This window comes from Mesorhizobium sp. CA5 (genome assembly GCF_020165105.1).
Classification (GTDB): domain Bacteria; phylum Pseudomonadota; class Alphaproteobacteria; order Rhizobiales; family Rhizobiaceae; genus Mesorhizobium.
The window spans coordinates 60,787-78,811 of sequence record NZ_JAIUHJ010000006.1; the positions used below are offsets into that span (position 1 = coordinate 60,787).

At 65.2% G+C, this 18,025-nt stretch carries 21 protein-coding genes; 9 read left to right on the forward strand and 12 right to left on the reverse strand.

The annotated features are described in order from the left end of the window. Positions 1-54 precede the first annotated feature (54 nt). Together LB529_RS09825 and LB529_RS09830 are read right to left on the reverse strand one after the other, a co-directional pair. A complete protein-coding gene (locus tag LB529_RS09825; protein WP_095768711.1) occupies positions 55-720 on the reverse strand; it encodes a GntR family transcriptional regulator in 666 nt (221 codons plus the stop codon). Between the two features lie 100 nt (positions 721-820). Next, complete coding sequence (locus LB529_RS09830) at positions 821-1,834, reverse strand: polyprenyl synthetase family protein (protein ID WP_112095919.1); 1,014 nt, start codon at positions 1,832-1,834, stop codon at positions 821-823. Between the two features lie 154 nt (positions 1,835-1,988). On the opposite strand from LB529_RS09830, the gene LB529_RS09835 reads away from it, so the two are divergent. The 6 genes from LB529_RS09835 (at position 1,989) to moaB (ending at position 5,844) form a co-directional block, all read left to right on the forward strand. Further along, positions 1,989-2,213, forward strand: a complete 225-nt coding sequence (locus tag LB529_RS09835; RefSeq protein WP_027164594.1) for a DUF2007 domain-containing protein — start codon at positions 1,989-1,991, stop codon at positions 2,211-2,213. Continuing rightward, positions 2,213-3,010 (forward strand): tRNA1(Val) (adenine(37)-N6)-methyltransferase, encoded by a 798-nt coding sequence (locus tag LB529_RS09840; protein ID WP_224710959.1) that lies wholly within the window; start codon positions 2,213-2,215, stop codon positions 3,008-3,010. The genes LB529_RS09835 and LB529_RS09840 overlap by 1 nt, the downstream gene beginning before the upstream one ends. Before the next feature lie 242 nt (positions 3,011-3,252). Further along, positions 3,253-4,110: a S49 family peptidase gene (locus LB529_RS09845; protein WP_095768714.1), complete on the forward strand. Its 858-nt coding sequence runs from the start codon at positions 3,253-3,255 to the stop codon at positions 4,108-4,110. An 85-nt stretch (positions 4,111-4,195) separates the two neighbouring features. After that, positions 4,196-4,381 (forward strand): NfeD family protein, encoded by a 186-nt coding sequence (locus LB529_RS09850; RefSeq protein WP_095768715.1) that lies wholly within the window; start codon positions 4,196-4,198, stop codon positions 4,379-4,381. A gap of 25 nt (positions 4,382-4,406) precedes the next feature. Beyond that, complete coding sequence (locus tag LB529_RS09855) at positions 4,407-5,300, forward strand: 4-(cytidine 5'-diphospho)-2-C-methyl-D-erythritol kinase (protein ID WP_224601787.1); 894 nt, start codon at positions 4,407-4,409, stop codon at positions 5,298-5,300. Next, the gene (gene moaB / locus LB529_RS09860; protein WP_224546921.1) at positions 5,287-5,844 is read left to right on the forward strand and encodes a molybdenum cofactor biosynthesis protein B; all 558 of its coding nucleotides are present in this window, start codon (positions 5,287-5,289) and stop codon (positions 5,842-5,844) included. Before LB529_RS09855 ends, moaB begins: the two co-directional genes overlap by 14 nt. A 36-nt stretch (positions 5,845-5,880) precedes the next feature. On the opposite strand, the gene LB529_RS09865 is transcribed toward moaB, so the two are convergent. Further along, positions 5,881-6,384 carry a glycosyltransferase gene (locus LB529_RS09865; protein ID WP_095768718.1) on the reverse strand — a complete coding sequence of 168 codons (504 nt, stop codon included), beginning with the start codon at positions 6,382-6,384 and terminating at the stop codon, positions 5,881-5,883. A 148-nt stretch (positions 6,385-6,532) separates the two neighbouring features. On the opposite strand from LB529_RS09865, the gene LB529_RS09870 reads away from it, so the two are divergent. After that, positions 6,533-7,687 carry a PA0069 family radical SAM protein gene (locus LB529_RS09870; RefSeq protein WP_140845812.1) on the forward strand — a complete coding sequence of 385 codons (1,155 nt, stop codon included), beginning with the start codon at positions 6,533-6,535 and terminating at the stop codon, positions 7,685-7,687. 194 nt (positions 7,688-7,881) lie between these two features. Next, a complete protein-coding gene (locus LB529_RS09875) occupies positions 7,882-8,580 on the forward strand; it encodes a ribonuclease HII (RefSeq protein WP_224601283.1) in 699 nt (232 codons plus the stop codon). Positions 8,581-8,857: 277 nt separating this feature from the next. On the opposite strand, the gene LB529_RS09880 is transcribed toward LB529_RS09875, so the two are convergent. The 7 genes from LB529_RS09880 to LB529_RS09910 all read right to left on the reverse strand — a co-directional run bounded on the left by LB529_RS09880 (position 8,858) and on the right by LB529_RS09910 (position 14,541). Then, positions 8,858-9,349: a F0F1 ATP synthase subunit B gene (locus tag LB529_RS09880; protein ID WP_140845810.1), complete on the reverse strand. Its 492-nt coding sequence runs from the start codon at positions 9,347-9,349 to the stop codon at positions 8,858-8,860. A gap of 11 nt (positions 9,350-9,360) precedes the next feature. Beyond that, positions 9,361-9,942: a F0F1 ATP synthase subunit B gene (locus LB529_RS09885; RefSeq protein ID WP_095768722.1), complete on the reverse strand. Its 582-nt coding sequence runs from the start codon at positions 9,940-9,942 to the stop codon at positions 9,361-9,363. A 60-nt stretch (positions 9,943-10,002) separates the two neighbouring features. Next, the gene (locus LB529_RS09890) at positions 10,003-10,227 is read right to left on the reverse strand and encodes a F0F1 ATP synthase subunit C (RefSeq protein ID WP_027164582.1); all 225 of its coding nucleotides are present in this window, start codon (positions 10,225-10,227) and stop codon (positions 10,003-10,005) included. A 75-nt stretch (positions 10,228-10,302) separates the two neighbouring features. Next, entirely contained in the window at positions 10,303-11,061 is a 759-nt protein-coding gene (locus LB529_RS09895) for a F0F1 ATP synthase subunit A (protein WP_095768723.1), read from the reverse strand. Positions 11,062-11,126: 65 nt separating this feature from the next. After that, the gene (locus LB529_RS09900) at positions 11,127-11,519 is read right to left on the reverse strand and encodes an AtpZ/AtpI family protein (RefSeq protein WP_095768724.1); all 393 of its coding nucleotides are present in this window, start codon (positions 11,517-11,519) and stop codon (positions 11,127-11,129) included. A 388-nt stretch (positions 11,520-11,907) separates the two neighbouring features. Next, positions 11,908-13,089 (reverse strand): cell wall hydrolase, encoded by a 1,182-nt coding sequence (locus LB529_RS09905; RefSeq protein WP_224601281.1) that lies wholly within the window; start codon positions 13,087-13,089, stop codon positions 11,908-11,910. A gap of 174 nt (positions 13,090-13,263) precedes the next feature. Next, entirely contained in the window at positions 13,264-14,541 is a 1,278-nt protein-coding gene (locus LB529_RS09910; protein ID WP_224601279.1) for an MFS transporter, read from the reverse strand. Positions 14,542-14,657: 116 nt separating this feature from the next. Here LB529_RS09910 and LB529_RS09915 point away from each other — a divergent pair, with 116 nt between their 5' ends. Continuing rightward, positions 14,658-15,578: a LysR substrate-binding domain-containing protein gene (locus LB529_RS09915; protein WP_224601277.1), complete on the forward strand. Its 921-nt coding sequence runs from the start codon at positions 14,658-14,660 to the stop codon at positions 15,576-15,578. Between the two features lie 236 nt (positions 15,579-15,814). Here LB529_RS09915 and der read toward each other — a convergent pair whose 3' ends face one another. Both der and LB529_RS09925 read right to left on the reverse strand, forming a co-directional pair. Next, the gene (der, locus tag LB529_RS09920) at positions 15,815-17,245 is read right to left on the reverse strand and encodes a ribosome biogenesis GTPase Der (RefSeq protein ID WP_224601275.1); all 1,431 of its coding nucleotides are present in this window, start codon (positions 17,243-17,245) and stop codon (positions 15,815-15,817) included. A 6-nt stretch (positions 17,246-17,251) separates the two neighbouring features. Beyond that, entirely contained in the window at positions 17,252-17,917 is a 666-nt protein-coding gene (locus tag LB529_RS09925) for a tetratricopeptide repeat protein (RefSeq protein WP_140845806.1), read from the reverse strand. Between the last annotated feature and the right edge of the window lie 108 nt (positions 17,918-18,025).

Consider the following 18,025-nt stretch of genomic DNA (forward strand, 5'->3'; position numbering starts at 1 on the left):
CAGACCCTAGAATGACGAGGCTGAGAAGCCTCGGCCAATCGCCAATCGCCAAACCTACCCCACGATGGCGAAGGCGTCGCGGGTCTTGCCGGAAGCGGTCTTGACCGGCTTCTGGCCGATCCATTGCACGTGCCGCCCGAGTGTCGCGGCGGCCGATTCGGTATTGCCTTGTCTCAGGGCGCTCAGGATCGCCCGGTGATCCTGGTCGGTGCGGATTTCCCATTCCGAGCGCCAGGCCGCGAACAGGAAGCGCGCGCTCGCGGCATGCAGGTCGTCGATGGTGGAGAGCAGGCGCGGCATGTTGCAGGGCGCCAGGATCAGCCGATGGAAGGTGCGATTGGCCTCTTCCCAGGAGCGCACGTCGCGGGATTTGTCGCCGGCCTTGGTCGCCTCCTCGGCCTGGTCGAGAATCGACGCCGTCAGATGCGGCACGGCATGGCGCAGCGCCAGCACTTCGAGCGCCGCCCGCATCTCGGCCACCTCCCTGACCTCGCCGAGATCGAAAGAGGCGACACGCACGCCGCGGCGCGGCTCGCCGATCGCCAACCCTTGCGCCTCCAAACGCCGGAAGGCCTCGCGCACCGGGACATGGCTGGTGTTGAATTCCTCGGCGACATGGTCCTGGCGCAGCCGCGATCCGGGCTCGATCGCACCCGAAATGATGCGATCCGCCAGTTCCTTGCTGATGCGGACGGCGATCGTGTCTTCTTTGCTGGCCATATTTTATAGATAATTTGCCGGACCGCCGTTTGTCGAGACGGCCGGCGCGGGATTCACAGGCGCCCTTCCCGGCGGACGCAAATGTGCCGGATCCGCGGGCTCAGTTGACGCGGCTGATGCAGAAATCGATCACGTCGATCAAAGCCGACTTCTGCGGCGTCGCCTCCAGCGGCGCCAGCGCGTCGCGGGCGATCTCGCCGAAATGGCGGGCGCGGCCGATCGTATCGGCGATGGCGCCGTGGCGGGCCATCAGTCCGATAGCCTTTTCAAGCCCGGCATCGTCGGCGACGTTGTCCTCGATGGCGCGCTTCCAGAAGGTGCGCTCGGCCTTGGTGCCGCGCCGGTAGGCGAGGATCACCGGCAGCGTCACCTTGCCCTCGCGGAAATCGTCGCCGACATTCTTGCCGAGATCCTTGCTCGAGCCGCCATAGTCCAGCGCGTCGTCGATGAGCTGGAAGGCAAGGCCGAGATTCATGCCGTAGGAGCGAAGCGCCGCGCGATCGGTGCGCGAGGCCTGGGCGATGACCGGCCCGACTTCGGCGGCGGCCGAGAACAGCGCCGCCGTCTTGGCCTTGATGACGGCGAAATGCTCGTCCTCGGTGGTCTCGAGGTTCTTGGCGGCGGCAAGCTGCATCACCTCGCCCTCGGCGATGATGGAGGCTGCGGCCGACAGGATGTCCAGCGCTTCCAGCGAGCCGACCTCGACCATCATGCGGAAGGCCTGGCCGAGCAGGAAATCGCCGACGAGCACGCTCGCCTGGTTGCCCCAGATCATGCGCGCCGTCTTCTTGCCGCGGCGTAGCGCGCTCTCGTCGACCACGTCGTCATGCAGCAGCGTCGCCGTGTGCATGAACTCGACCGCCGTGGCGAGCTTGACATGGCCTTCACCGGAATAGCCGAACATCTGCGCGGCGGCGAGCGTGAGCATGGGCCTGAGCCGCTTGCCGCCGGAGGAGATCAGATGATTGGCGATCTCCGGGATCATCTCGACGTCGGAGCCGGCCTTGGACAGGATCAGCTCGTTGACCCGCCCCATATCGGCGGCTGTCAGATCGATCAAATCCTTGATGGAAGCGGGTTCCCGCTTGCCTTCGATGTTGAGAACGACACCCACCACGACAACTCCCGTCAATCTGACGCACCCTTGGTCCCTCGCTGACTCTAGGGCGGCGCAACCGGGCACGGCAAGAGGCGAATTAGCGCGGCTCCGCCGACGGAGTGTCCACGCGCACGTTTACACGAACGCCACAACCTGCGATTTTCGTTTCATGATCGAGCTTGTCCGCACCAACGACGCCGTCGTCATCTCCTTTGTCGAATCGCTGATGCGCGATGCCGGCATCGCCTGTTTCGTCGCCGACCAGAATATGAGCGTGCTCGACGGTTCGCTCGGCATCCTGCCGCGGCGCGTGATGGTCGATGCCGAAAAGGTGGATGCCGCACGGCGCATCCTCAAGGATGCCGGCATCGAGAACGAGATCCGCAAAAAATAATGGGAGCCAGCACCGCCCCCGTCCCGGATACGCCGGCGCACACGATCGATGCCTTCCATCGCGGGCGCTTCTGGCTGGTGCAGCCGAGCCGCGGCGGTCATCGCGCCGGCATGGACGCCATGATGCTGGCGGCCGCCGTGCCGTCCGGCTTTTCCGGCCGGCTCGCCGATTTCGGCGCGGGCGCCGGCGCCGCCGCTCTTGCCGTGCTGTCGCGCTGTCCGGCGGCGCAGGCCGTGCTCGTCGAGCGCTCCGCCGAAATGGCCGGGTTCGCCACTGCCACGCTTTCGCATCCCGGCAATGGCCATCTCGGCGACCGCGCCTCGGTGCTGACCGCCGACGTGACGCTGACCGGTCGAGCGCGGACCGAGGCCGGGCTTGCCGACAACTCCTTCGACTTCGTCATCATGAACCCGCCGTTCAACGCGGCCGAGGATCGCTCGACGCCCGACGCGTTGCGCAGAGAGGCGCATGTGGCCGAGGACGGCCTGTTCGAGCGCTGGATCAGGAGCGCCGCCGCCGTCGCCAGGCCGCGCGGCGGGCTGGCCGTCATCGCGCGGCCCGAGCAGTTGGTTGCCGTCCTGAACGCGATCGAAGGACGCTTCGGCGATGCCGAGTTGCTGTGCGTGCATCCGCGGCCGGATGCGGCGGCGATCCGCATCGTCGTCAGGGCGGTGCTCGGCGCGCGCGGAAAATTGTCGATCCGCCCGCCGCTCATCTTGCACGGGCCGTCCGGCAACGGGCCGGCGGAGCGGACGGAAATGATCAATAACGGCCTGGCATCGCTGTTCGGCGATTGATCCTTGAAGCGCGTCGCGTTGAAATGGATTCTAGCGACGCGCTTCAAGTTTTTGTTTTATGCATGTCTTTTTCGCAAAACCGCTGCACACTTTTGCGCGACATGCACTGGCCGGCGATGCGGCATTGCCGTTGGCCGGCGAGTTTCTTACATGCCCAAGCAGGATGACGCTGCGCCCGTGAAACAGACCAACCGACCTGATCTCATCTTGCTCCTTTGCCTTTTGTCCGGAGACAATCGTTCGTGAAACGCCTTTTCAACCGCCTGCTGCCGAAATCCTGGCGCTCGACAGTCGTCACCATTCCGGTCATCCGGCTGCAAGGCCCCATCATGGCCGGCGGAGGCCAGTTCCGGCCGAGCCTGTCGCTCGCCTCGACGGCCGGCCTGATCGAAAAGGCGTTCGGCTTCGACGCGCCGGCGGTCGCCATCTCGATCAATTCGCCGGGCGGCTCAGCGGTGCAGTCGCGGCTGATCTTCAAGCGCATCCGCGACCTGGCGGCGGAAAAGAACAAGAAGGTGCTGGTCTTCGTCGAGGACGTGGCGGCCTCGGGCGGCTACATGATCGCGGTTGCCGGCGACGAGATCTTCGCCGACCCGTCCTCGATCGTCGGCTCGATCGGCGTGGTCTCGGCCTCGTTCGGCTTCCCGGAGCTGATGAAGAAGATCGGCGTCGAGCGGCGCGTCCACACCGCCGGCCAGAACAAGGCCGTGCTCGATCCGTTCAAGCCCGAGAAGGAGGAGGACGTCGAACGGCTGAAGGCGCTGCAGCTCGAAGTGCACGAAACCTTCATCGACCTCGTCAAGGAACGGCGCGGCAGCAAGCTCAAGGACGACCCGGACCTGTTCACCGGCCTGTTCTGGACCGCCAAGCGCGGTCTCGAGCTCGGCCTTGTCGATGCGCTGGGCGATATGCGCAGCGTGCTCAAGACCCGTTTCGGCGAAAAGACGCAGCTCAAGCTGATCACCGCGCCGCGCGGTCTGTTCGGCCGTTTCGGCCTGTTCGGCTCGCGCGTTTCGGCGCCGGATATCGCGGCGGCCGCCGCCAGCGGCGTCCTCGATGCGGCGGAAGAGCGCGCGCTGTGGGCGCGCTTCGGGCTTTGAAAAAGCCATGAATGCGGCTAGCATGGCCGCTTGACCGAGCCTGTCCGGCCGGCCTTGCCGCGAGGACGCGGGAGGAGTTTTAGAGATGCCGCAGATCATTTTCTTCGCCGTTGTCGGCGCCGCCGCTTACTTTGGCTACCGCGCTTTCGTGCGCGAGGCCGAACGCGTGACGGCCAAGATCCGGCGTACCGAAAGACAGGCGGCGAACGGCACGACGGGCACGCTGGTCAAGGACCCCAAGACCGGCGAATATCGTCTCGCCAAGGACTGATCCCATCTCGCCAGCAGCCGACATCCTGGAGCCCGGCACAGAGGTCCGGACGTGGCTTGCGCCTGCCAAGATCAACCTGGCGCTGCATGTCATCGGACAGCGCGCCGACGGCTACCATCTCATCGACAGCCTTGCCGTCTTCACCCGCTTCGGCGACCGGCTCGAGATCGAGCGGGCCGAGCAGGATGAATTCTCGGTATCCGGCCGTTATGCCGCCGGGCTGCCGCTCGACGGCGACAATCTGGTGGTGAAGGCGCGCGATGCCTTGCGCCGGGAAGCCGGCATGCAACAGGGATCGCCGGTCGCCATCCGGCTGGAGAAGAACCTGCCCATCGCCTCCGGAGTCGGCGGCGGCTCGAGCGACGCGGCGGCCGCGCTTAACGCTCTGGCGCGGCTCTGGAAGCTCGATATCGACGACAATTCGCTGGCCCGGATCGGGCTTTCGCTCGGTGCCGACCTGCCGATGTGCCTCAAATCAAAGCCGCTGATCGCACGCGGTATCGGCGATGAAGTCTCGCCGCTATCCGCCTTTCCTGCGCTTGGCCTGGTGCTGGTCAATCCGGGCATCGCGGTCTCGACGCCGGACGTGTTCAAGGCGCTCTCCAGCCGCGACAGCGAGGCGCTGCCGCCGCTGCCGAAGCGCTTCGACTTCCACACGATCCGCAACTGGTTGGAGACGACGCGCAACGATCTTGAGCCTGCCGCGCGTTCGATCGAACCTGCGATCGGCGAGGCGCTCAAGGCACTGAAAAAAGCCGACGCCGCCTTCGCGCGCATGTCCGGCTCGGGCGCCACCTGTTTCGGCCTGTTCGAGACCGGCAATGTTGCAAAACGCGCGGCGATCGAGATCCGCGCCCGCCACCCCGACTGGTTCGTTGCCGCGACGCGCAGCATGGAGGTGAGCAATGGCGAAGCTTGACGAAAGCCGGCCCTTCATTCCGGTGCGCATCGCCGTGCTTACCGTCTCCGACACGCGCGGCCTCGCCGACGACAAATCCGGACAGACGCTGGCCGACCGCATCGCGGAAGCCGGCCACAGCCTTGCCGCGCGCGATATCGTGACCGACGACCGCGACAAGATCCGCGACAAGGTGCTTGGCTGGTCGAAGGACGAAAACATCGATGTCGTGATCACCACCGGCGGCACCGGCTTCACCGGCCGCGACGTGACGCCGGAGGCGCTGGAGCCGATCTTCGAAAAGCGCATGGACGGCTTTTCGGAAGTCTTCCACCGCATCTCCTACGACAAGATCGGAACCTCGACGATCCAGAGCCGGGCAACAGGCGGCGTCGTCAACGCCACCTTCGTCTTCGTGCTGCCGGGCTCGCCCGGCGCCTGCAAGGACGCCTGGGACGGCATCATCAAGGCGCAGCTCGACTACCGGCACATGCCCTGCAACTTCGTCGAGATCATGCCGCGGCTGGACGAGCATCTCAGGCGCGGCGGCAAGCCCACCTCGTAAAGCTCAGTTAAGGCGCCCGGCCGGCACGGCGGGGCATCATTTCGGCGGCGCGATCCAGATTTCGGCGTTCAGCCTTCTGGTCGCCAGGCCGCGCGCCAGGGCTTCGGCGCTGCGCGCGCTCTTTGCCAGAGCCGAGGCCTGACGCTTGCTGATGACAAGCCCCTCGGCCAGCGCACGATTGCTCGAGAACACCCTGGCCAGGAAAGGCGCACGGTTGGCGCGGGCGCGTGAAAAGCGCGCCGGCATGGTCTGTTTCGCGGTGTGCGCCACGACTTCGTCGATCCAGCCCTCGGCGAGCCGCGCCCCCGGCTCGAGCAGGAGCAGCCAGTCGCCCTTGGCCTGGCCGATACCGGCGCCGATCCCGCCGGTCGCATAGTGGCAGCCGGCATGCTCGGCCACCCGGTGCGTCTGATCGGTCGAGCCTTGATCGCAGACGATCACGTCGCGCACGACGCCTTCGACCGCGCCGCCGACCAGCGAGGCGAGCGTACGGGCAAGCCCCTCTTCGTCGTTGCGGGTTTCGATAAGGACGCTGAGCATTTTAGCCGAATAGCGGAAAGTGCGGCGATGCGCCAGTTGCGCGCTTCAAGCGAAAAAGTTCTTGCTTTGTTCTCTTCGGCGAAATAGGAATAGTTTCATGAACAGAGCGATTCGACAGCCTGCCGACAGTCCCTGGGAGAGGGCGAAAATGGAACAGATCGTGCGCGCCGACATTGCCGCTTTCGGAGCAGGCCGAGCCGAGATGGCGAACGCGATGATCGAGCAGAGCGGCTTGCGCGTGCGGCCCGATCGCAATCGCGGCCGCTCGGCCGGGATCAATCCGTCCGGCCGGTTCGAGCCGATCAGCCGGCATGTGTTCGACGACGGCTGGAACTCGCTGGAGGAACTGCCGCCGTTCAAGACGGAAGTGCAGGTCGAAAAGCCGCGCACCATCATCACGCGCAACGAGTCGCCTGACATCTCCTTCGACCGTTCGATCAACCCCTATCGCGGCTGCGAGCATGGCTGCGTCTACTGCTTCGCCAGGCCGACGCATGCCTTCATGGGCCTGTCGCCGGGGCTCGATTTCGAATCGAAGCTGTTCGCCAAGCCGGATGCCGCGCGCATGCTGGACAGGGAATTGTCGAAACCGGGCTACCAGCCGCGCACGATCGCCATCGGCACCAACACCGATCCCTACCAGCCGATCGAGAAGCAATACCGCATCATGCGCGAGATCCTGGAAGTGCTGGAAGCGCGCGGCCATCCGGTCGGCATCGTCACCAAGTCGGCGCTGGTGACACGCGACATCGACATCCTGTCGCGCATGGCCGAGCGCGGCCTTGCCAAGGTGGCGCTGTCGGTGACGACGCTCGACCGCATGCTGGCGAGAACGATGGAGCCACGCGCCTCGACGCCGACGAAGCGGCTGGAGGCGATCAGGCAGCTTTCGGACGCCGGCATCCCGGCGTCGGTGATGGTGGCGCCGATTATTCCGGGGCTTACCGATCCGGAGATGGAGCGCATCCTCGATTCGGCTAGAGCCGCCGGCGCGCGGGAGGCCGGCTACGTCATCCTGCGCCTGCCGCTCGAAGTGGCGCCGATCTTCAAGGACTGGCTGTTGCGCCATTATCCCGACCGTTACCGGCATGTGATGTCGCTTATCCGCTCGATGCGCGACGGCAAGGATTACGATTCCGAATGGGGCAAGCGCATGAAGGGCGCCGGTCCCTATGCCTGGCAGATCGGCCGGCGCTTCGAGATCGCCGCCAAGCGGCTCGGCCTCAATGTCGAGCGACGGCAGCTTCGCACCGACCAATTCGTCGCAGGCGCCAGTGCCGGCGAGCAGCTGATGCTGCTTTGACGCCAGCACCGGCCATGGCGGCCGGCGCTAAGCACTTCCAGGCAAAGCGATTTTCGGTCTGGAATTGCCATTCGTTTCGAAATTCCGTCCGGCCCCTGTCCCCCGGCTGTGAGACGGTGCCTTCCCGGTCCGACGCCCCATCCGACCCGGAAGGACTTGCGGAGAATCGGAGCCGATGCGAACCTCGCCGCACCATGGCTCGCGCGCGTTCCGATTCTCCGCTTCTCTTTGAAATGGTCGAGAAGCCCGACTTCTCGATCGAGACGAAAGCGATAGCCGACGGGCTGTGGCCGGTCGCCGGCATGGACGAGGCCGGCCGCGGTCCGCTCGCCGGTCCGGTGGTGGCCGCCGCGGTGGTGCTCAACCCCGCCAATATTCCCGAAGGCCTCGACGATTCCAAGCGACTCACCCATTTGCAGCGCGAGGCGCTGTTTCTCAAAATTCTCGGCTCGGCGCTCAGCATCTCGATGGCTTCGATCAGCGCCGAAGGCATCGACAAAAGCAACATCCTGAAGGCCAGCCTCGAAGCGATGCGCCGAGCCGCCGCCGGCCTGTCCTTGCGGCCGAAGCTCGCCATGGCCGACGGCCGCGACATACCGCCAGGTCTCGCCTGCGAAGGCCGCGCACTCATCAAGGGCGACCAGCGCTCGCAATCGATCGCCGCCGCCTCGATCGTCGCCAAGGTGATGCGCGACCGCATGATGTGCGGCTGCGGCGGACATCACGAGCACTACGGCTTCGAAGTGCATATGGGTTACGCGACGGTCCGCCACCGCACCGCGATCGAGGCGCATGGGCCGGTGGCACGGCTCCACCGGGCCTCGTTCGCGCCGTTCCGGTTGGGTGGGGTTGAGATGGCGGAAGAGGAAGAGAGCCTCGCCGGGCTGGAGTAGTTAGCTGATCTCCCCTCGTGGGGGAGATGTCCGGCAGGACAGAGGGGGGCGCTGTCCCGCCAGCCTGTCAGCCAGTAGCACGAACTTCTCGCAAAGTTGCACTCGACCCAGCGCACAGAATGAGACGCCGCGATCCTTCGCGCCCCTCTCTGCCCTGCCGGGCATCTCCCCCACAAGGGGGGAGATCAGCAGTTCAGGCGCCGCGCTCCCTTTTCAAACAACAAAAAAGCCGCCGGGTTGCCCAGGCAGCTTTTGAGTTCGAAGTTTCGAAGTCAGCTCAGTTCAGCTTGGCCTTCACATCATTGAGCGCCGACTTGAACAGATCCGCGCCGGTCTTGACGTCGACCTTGGCGGCGAGCAGCGTGCGGGCGGCTTCGACGGCGATGTCGACGGCGGTGGCGCGCACTTCGCTGACCGCCTCGCGCTCGGCCTGGCTGATCTTCTGCTCGGCAAGCGCGGTGCGCCGGGCGACATAGTCCTCGGTCTTCTTGGCCGCCTCGGAGGCAAGCAAGTCAGCCTCGCGTTTGGCGGCAGCGACGATGTCGGCGGCCTCCTTCTCGGCTTCCTTGCGCTTCTGCTGATACTGGCGCAGCAGCTGCTGGGCCTCCTCGCGCAGGCGCCGTGCCTCTTCGAGCTCGCTGCTGATCTTGGCCGCGCGGGCGTCGAGCGACTTGGCAAGCATGCCCGGCACCCTCAGATAGACGACGGCGCCGAGGAAGATGATCAGGGCGATGGTGGCCCAGAGCGTGGCGAGTGATGTGGCGTCCATGATCCCGCTCCTCACCGGCTCGCGGATTTGACCGCGGCCGCGATTTCGGCCTTGTCGGCCTTGCCGCCGACAAGCGCCTCGACGATGGCCGAGGTCGTGTCCTCGGCGATAGTGCCGACTTCCTTCATCGCCTTGGCCTTGATCGAGGCGATGCTCGCCTCGGCCTCGCCAAGTTTCTTCTCAAGCTCGGCCTCGAGCTTCTTGCGCGTGCCCTCGGCTTGCGCCTTGGCGGCGTCGTTCGCCTGCTGGCCGATCTTGTTGGCGTTGACCTTGGCTTCCGCCAATTCCTGCTCATAGGCAGCAACCGCGGCGTCCGCCTCGCCCTTCAGCCTTGCGGCATGGTCGAGGTCCTGGGTGATGCGGTCGTTGCGGACATCGATGATGCCGCCAAGACGCGGCATCACAACCCGCTTCAGGAACAGGTAAAAGAGCCCGAAGGTGATGACCAGCCACAGGATCTGCGACGGGAAGGTTTTGGCATCGAACGGCGGGAACGCTTCATGCTCCGCGGCAGGCACGGCAGTGCCGGCATGCGTATCCCCCTCGGCCGCGGCCGGCGCTGCTTCTTGCGCATAGGCAGATGTCACGAACATCTCATTCCCCTGTCCCTAGAACGGGCCGCACCATGCGGCCCCTTTCGTCAGCGCCGGCTCTTATTTGAAGACCAGGAGCAGAGCGATCAGGAGCGAGAAGATGCCCAGAGCTTCGGTCACGGCGAAGCCGAAGATCAGGCGGCCGAACTGGCCGTCGGCAGCCGACGGGTTGCGGAGCGCACCCGAGAGGTAGCTGCCGAAGATGTTGCCGAGGCCGATGCCCGCGCCGCCCATGCCGATGCAGGCGATACCAGCGCCGATAGCAGCTGCTGCAGTTGCGTCCATTTCAAAACTCCTGTGGTTTCTCTGTTCGTTGAAGTTGGTACGTTGGGTAAGCTGGCGCCGGGGCGCCGGTGAAAATCAGTGGCTCGGGTGCAGGGCGTCGTTCAGATACATGCAGGTCAGCACCGCGAACACATAGGCCTGCAGGAAGGCGACCAGCAGCTCGAGCGCCGAGAGCGCGACCGCCATGGCAAGCGGCAGCACCGAGCCGGCGATACCGACGGCGCCAAACGCGCTCAGGCTGACGACGAAGCCCGAGAACACTTTCAGCGTGATGTGGCCGGCCAGCATGTTGGCGAAAAGACGAACCGAGAGGCTGACAGGCCTCGAGACGAAGGAGATGATTTCGATCGCCACCACCAGCGGCAGAAGATAGCCCGGCACGCCATGCGGCACGAACAGCTTGAGGAAGCCGAAGCCGTGCTTGGCGAAGCCGTAGACGAGGACCGTGCCGATGACCAGGATCGCCAGCGTGAAGGTGACGATGATGTGGCTGGTGACGGTGAAGAAATAAGGGAACAGGCCGATCAGGTTGGCGACCAGCACGAACATGAACAGCGAGAACACCAGCGGGAAGAACTGCATGCCCTGCTTGCCCGCGGCATCGCGCAGCATGTTGCCGACGAATTCGTAGGCCATTTCGGACACCGACTGCAGGCGACCGGGAATCAAGGCCCGGCTGGCGGTGCTCATATAGAGAAAGGCGGACGCCAGGACGATCGTCACGACCATGAACAAAGAGGAGTTGGTGAAAGATACGTCGTAGCCGCCGATATGCAGCGGGATGATCGGATGGATCTGGAACTGGTGGATCGGATCGACCTTGTCAGCAGCCACTTTAAATCCCCGTCAAAGCCACAAACGGCTTTTTAATTCACTTTAGCGCCCTGCGGCGCCTCACTTCATTCTCTCGGCTCGCGCGGCTTGCCGCCCTGGCCGAATTCCGATGCCAGTCCCGCCGAGCGCAGGACATTGAGTATGCCTGCGCCAAAGCCCAGCAACAGGCCGACGATCAGACCCCAGGGCGCTATTCCCGCCAGACGGTCGATGATCCAGCCCAAGCCGACACCGACCACCACTCCGGCGATGAACTCGCTGGACAGCTTCAGCGCCTGACCGTAACCGGTCGCAGCTTTCGCTTCGTCTTTCCCCTCGGACCGGTCCGTGCGTCTCGTCGCAAGCGATGCTTCGAGGTCGCGCCGGCGGCGCTCAAGTTCGTCGTCGCGGATGGTGGCTTCTGGCTGCCTGCCGCGGCCGGTTTCTCCGGTTCCGTCTGGCCCGGTTTTGTCGGCCATCGCAACCCCCCTGCCCGGGCAGACGATTGCCGTCCGTCCGCTTCTAAAGTCGCCGGCAACATAGTTAGAGGGTCCGCCCCCGTCAAGCCACGGGCCGAACTTCCGAGCGATGTATTTTTAGCAGTTAAATCAATGGTTTATCGAGGTGCGACATCGTGCCCTTCACGCCTGCGTGAGGTAACGGCGCGAATCCGCGCGACAAGGCGCGTCCGCCGAGGCATTGCCGGGCGTCGGAGGAAGGGATAGCCGGGGCGGTGTTTGGGCGGCTCAGCTTGAGCCGCCTAAGCGCGTCGCGATCCTTCAGATTCGCTCCACGCGCTTCAGTTTTTGATTTCGCGCGTGTCTTCCCGAAACCGCTTACCACTTTCGGGAGACATGCTTTAGCGGCTCAGCTCCAGCCGCCGCCATAGGTGCGGTAGAAGATATGCAGGCCGATCCTGGTCATCTTGTGCATGGCCCGCGCCCAGCCCGGATGGACGTAATTGGCGTAGTAATGCGTCGAAGAACCGACCTCGGGAATGAATATCTTGCCGGCGGTCACCGCCATGGCAACCTCCTGGGCGGTCTTGTAGGAGGCCAGGTCGGTGATTGTCTTCTTCCTGCCGTCGCAGGCAAAGGAGAACTGGCAGCGGTTGAACCAGTTGTCGTTCTGGTAGACGACGCCGCAGATCGTCTTCGGATAGGTCGGATTGCGGACGCGGTTGAGGATCACCTGCGCCACCGCCGCCTGGCCGCGGACCGGCTCGCTGCGCGCCTCGAAATAGATGCCCTTGGCAAGGCAGGCCTGCTCGGGCTTGGAAAAGACACTTGCCGGCAGGGGGGTCTGCAGCCAGGCATGGTCGCCCTTGCCCATCGGCGGAATGAAGCGGCCATCGTTGGGATCGTCCTGCAGCAGCGCCTCGAAGGGCGAAGCCTTGGCGTAGTCGGGCGCGGACTGGGCATAGGCCGTGGCAAGGATGTCCGGCTTGTCGTTGTTGACGAGAGCGACAAGTGCCGCCGGCAGCGCCGGATCAGGCCTCTTGTCCTCGCGAAGATGGAAGGCCTGGGCGATCTGGACTTCCTTGCCCTTGATGCCCGGCTTGGCGAAGGTGAGCTTCAGGCCGCTGTCCATCGCGGGACGCAGCAGCGAGGAGGTGCGCTCGAAAATCGAGCCGGCGCTGAAATTCTTGGGCGGCGCGACTGGCGACACCTTGACGATGCGGCCCTTCTTGTCGGCGCGCACGACACGATCCTCATCGGGCGTCGCGCCCACGGCGCTGCCCTTGCCGCGGAAGGCGACGGTGCCAACCCCCGGCAAATTCACGCCGGAACCGGACAGCGAGCCGGTGGTGACGGAATCGACAAACGGCATTTCGGCGGCATGCACCGAGCCGGCGGCGGATTTCTCGATATAGGCGTTCCAGCGGGTGTCGGACGATTCCAGGCCGGAGATCAGGCTTGCCATATCCTGGTAGGCGACGGCCGACGGAAAGCCGATCCAAATACCGAGCCCAAGCACCAAAGGAGGAAGAAAGGAACGTTTTTTCGCAACGGCGGCGGCGGCAAGCCGCAATGAAACGCGTCGATGCACGGAACTCTCCAGAACGCTACTGACCCCGGAGAGTCAAAATGAAGCATTAACCTTGATGCGGGGTTAACGGCATCGATCATGTTCTTTTCATGTTTGAGGAAAGCCAGCGTGCAATTTTCACGGCGGGGCCGATGAAGAATCAGGCTCTGGGCGGGTGCATCGGCTTCGGCTGAATCAGGCCTGGCGCAGGAAGATCGGCCACGCGAGCGCCGCGCAGATCGCGGCCGCGAGCCACACGCCGGGCCATGCGAAGACCACCAGCAGCCATGGAATGGCGATGGGCACCAGACAGAAGCCGATGAACACAAAACTGTTGGCAAGGCTGAGTGCCGTGCCGACATGGCCGGCGCCGGCAAGCGTGGCAAGCTCGGTATAGGCGACGCCGTGCCAGGCAGAAACGGATATGCCGGCAACGACGACCATCAGCGGAAGCAACGGCAGCAACGACGGCGCGTCGGCAGCGCCGATCACCAGCAGCCACAGCGCCAGGAAGGCAAATGCGCTCAGCGCGCTGCAGAGTTTCAGGAACGGGCGACGGTTGCGGTGGCGGTCGGTGAAGCGCCCGCTCCAGACACGCATCGCCATTGCGCCGGTCTGCACCGCAGCGAGGCTGGCGCTGGTCACAAAGGTGCCCATGCCGGCGAAGTCATGCAGGAAGACCGAGGCGAAGGTCAGCACCGCGACCTGCGGGAAGCAGAGCAGGCCGATGGCGGTCGAGATGCGCCATACCTCGATGTTGCGCAACGGCGCCGGTCCAAGTGTCGCCGTGGCGGGGTGAGGGCCGCTTTCCACTGGCGGCTCGTGCAGCCAGCGCCAGGTAAACCAGGCCGAGAGCGCGGAGACGACCGCAAGCAGGCCGAAGACCGCCGTGAAGTCCAAACTCAACGCAAGCGACGGCAGGACAAGCGCGCCCAGCCCGCCGCCAAGCGGCACCGCCGTCTGCCTGATGCTCATGGCGAAGCCGCGCTCGCCCTCGCCGAACCAGCCCATGATGGCGCGGCCGCTGGAACCGTTGACGCTGCCGCCGAGCAGGCCGACGACGAGCAGGCTTGCCGACAGCAGCGCGACGCCGGGAACGGCCATTTTCGTCGGCACGACAAGCAGCGCCATGATGAAAAGCCATGCGGCCGTCGCCCCGAGCCCGGTCAGGAGCACGCGGCGGTCGCCCCAGCGGTCGGTGAGCACGCCCCAGGGCAGCTCGCTCAGCGCCACGCCCAGACCGAGTAGACCCAATGCCAAGCCCAGCGAGGCATTGTCGAGGTGGTAGCCCTGGCGCATCACCACCGCGGTTGCCGGAATGCCGGAGAAGGTGGCGGAGAAGCCGGCATTGGCGGCGACGCCGATGCCCAGCACCTTCCAGCGATGGTTGGGGCCGAAGGCGCGGCGGGCTGAGGCGCTGGCAATGTCTCCCGCGGGCGGCTGGCAGACATTTCGTGTGACGATGGCGGACATGGCTCCATTCCTGTGATGGCCGGCTGACGGCTTGACGGACCGGATGTAGCGCCATAGCTTCATCCATAAAATCAGGAAGTTTTTCACCAACAATCCTGAAAACCAGGACTATCCCGATGCGCCGCGTCACGTTCGACCTCGATGTCCTCAGAACCTTCGTCACCGGCATGGAGCTGGGCAGCTTCGCCAAGGCGGCCGAACGGCTTGGCCGCTCGACATCCGCGGTCAGCGCGCAACTGAAGAAACTGGAGGAGCAGGCGGACACGCCGGTCTTCCGCAAGGCAGGGCGCGGCCTGGCGCTCACCGAAGCCGGCGAGACGATGCTCGGCTATGCGCGGCGGCTGATCGAGCTCAACGACGAGGCGGCCTCCGCTATCCGCGACGTCGAGCTGGAAGGCTGGGTACGGCTCGGCCTGCAGGAGGATTTCGGCGAGGCCGTGCTGCCCGACGTGCTCGGCCGCTTCGCCCGCACTCATCCCAAGGTCCGCATCGAAGCACGGATCGGCCGCAGCCACGACCTTGCCGAGCGTGTCCTGTCAGGTAATCTCGACATCGCGCTTGCCTGGCATGACGGCATGGCCCTGCCCTATAGCCGCCATGTCGCCGACGTGCCGGCGCGCTGGATCGGCCCGGCCAAGCCGATCGAGGCTGGTCCGCGCAATGGCGAGCCGCTGCCGCTGGTGGTGTTCGAGGCGCCGTGCCTGCTCAGAACCGTGGCGACCGAGACACTCGATCGCGCGGGCATGCCCTGGCGCATGTCCTTCTCGAGTCCTTCCCTCGGCGGCATCTGGGCGGCGGTGGCGGCAGGCCTCGGCCTGACGATCCGCACCGATATCGGCCTGCCGGCCAATGTCAGGGCAATCGCGCCGGGCGTGCTCGGGCTGCCTGCCCTGCCGACAATGGCGCTGCACCTGCACCGGAAGGACGCCGAGCTCGACCCCGTGGCGACGCGGCTGGCGGAGATTCTTTTGCAGGCGGCGCTGGAGACGCTGCCTGAGGGAGCGCGAACCGGCGATGGACTGCGGGAGGTCGCTTAGCGTCTTAGCCGACGCCTTTCGACATCGTCATTCTAGGGCGAAGCAAGGAGCGGAGCGACGCAGCGCAGACCCTAGAATCCATTCCGTTACTTCGCGCGAGGAATGCAGCGGAGCAGAATTCTGAACCGTCGCGGCGCTTCTAAGTCACGGAATGGATCCTCGGGTCTATGCGCGTCGCTTCGCTCCTTGCTTCGCCCGTGGATGACGAGGGATCAGCGTCGGCGCTTTCCCAGAAGTCACCGCTTCTTCGCCCTGCCCGCAAACGGATTGTCCGAGGTGCGCAGCGCCATGCGGATCGGCACGCCTGGCATGTCGAAGGCCTCGCGCAGGCTGTTGGTCAAATAGCGGACGTAGGATTGCGGCATGGCGTCCGGGCGCGAGCAGGAGACGACGAAGCCCGGCGGGCGGGTTTTTGCCTGCGTGACGTATTTGATCTTCAGCCGGCGGCCGGCGACGGCGGGCGGCGGGTGATGCGCGAGGATGCCTTCCAGCCAGCGGTTGAGCTTGCCGGTGGAGACACGGCTGTTCCAGACCTTGTGCGTCTTGATGACGCTTTCCATCAGCCGGTCGAGGCCGCGCCCGGTCTCGGCCGAGACCGTCACCGCCTGGATGCCGCGCACCTGCGGCAGGAGCCGCTCGGTCTTTTCGCGCAGCTCGGCCAGCAGCTCCTGCGGATTGTCGATCAGGTCCCATTTGTTGAAGGCGATCACCGGCGCCCTGCCCTCGCGGATGATGAGGTCGGCGATTTGTAGATCCTGCTTCTCGAACGGGATGGTGGCGTCGAGCATGATGACGACGATCTCGGCGAAGCGGATGGCGCGCAGGCCATCCTGCACCGAGAGCACTTCCAGCTTTTCATGGATCCTGGATTTGCGGCGCATGCCGGCCGTGTCGAACAGCTTTATCCTGCGGCCACGCCAGTCCCAGTCGACCGAGATCGAATCGCGGGTAATGCCGGCTTCCGGACCGGTGAGCAGCCGCTCCTCGCCGATCAGCGCATTGATCAGCGTCGACTTGCCGGCGTTCGGGCGGCCGACGACGGCGATGCGCAGCGGCTTGGTGTCGTCATAGGGCGCTTCAGCATCCGGGTCGGCGATGTCCTGGCCGATCAGAACCTCGCTGGCGGCGATCTCGCCGGCTTCGTCTTCCTCATCCTCGCCGAAAGCGCGTTCCTGGCCGAGCGCTTCAATCACCGCATCGCGCAGATCCGGCATGCCCTGGCCGTGCTCGGCCGAGATCGGGATCGGCTCGCCGAGGCCGAGTTCCCAGGCTTCCAGCATGCCGCCTTGAGCGCCACGCGCCTCTGCCTTGTTGGCGACGAGCACCACCGGCTTGCCCGATTTGCGCACCACCTCAGCGAAGGTGCGGTCGTCGGGCATCAGGCCCGACTTGGCATCGACGGTGAAGAAGATGAGGTCGGCCTCTCGAATGGCGATCTCGGTCTGCTGGCGCATGCGGCCGGGCAGCGTCGAAGCCGCCGCGTCCTCGAAGCCGGCGGTGTCGATGACATCGAAATGAAGATCGTAGAGTTTTGCCGCATGGACGCGGCGGTCGCGCGTTACACCAGGCGTGTCGTCGACAAGCGCCAGCTTCTTTCCGACCAGCCGATTGAAAAGAGTCGATTTGCCGACGTTAGGCCGGCCGATGATGGCGACTTTGAAGCCCATCCAGGATCACGACACGTTGCCCGACCCGCGGATCAACTCGGACATCAGCTGCGCGCGCTGGCGCACATTGCGCGGGGCGGCTTCATCCGAAGAGATCTGGTCGAACAGTTTGAGCGCGTCCGCCGACTTGCCGTCCTTCCAGGCGGCAAGGCCGAGCGCCTCGCGCGCCGAATGGCGCAGCGGATTGGTGTCGGCGGTAAGCGCCTCGATGCGGCTGGAGACATCGGCGTAGGAGCCGTGGTCGACGAGCAGGAGCGCCGCCCTCAGCCGCGCGATATCGCGAATGCCGGCGGGAATGGCGCTGTCGGCGGCGACCTCGTCGAAATCCTTGACCGCGCCGTCGACGTCGCCCTTGTTGGCCTTGACCGTCGCGGCGCGCATGCGGGCGAGCAGCGGATAGGCGCCGTAGCCGTCCTTCTCCAGCTGGTCGAGCGCGGCGATCGCCTCGTCGTTCTTGCCATCATTGGCGAGCTTGAGGGCCGCCGAGAAGGCGTCGCCCGAGCGGTTGGCGCGGGTTTCGTCCCAATAGCGGTAGCCGACGACAGCGGCGGTGCCGAGCACGATCAGGATGGCAAGACCGAGAATGGCCGGGCCGAAACGGTCCCATAGCTTCTGCGCCTGCTCGCGACGAATCTCTTCGTTGACTTCGCGGATAAAACTGTCGTCCGACATCAATCAAAACCATTGCGGCCCCAGGACGGGGCGCTTCTTGAGCCCGCGTTTTAGCGAAATTTCGTCGGCATGGAAGGGGGCGGACCGGAAAATCGGCTGAGAATGCCG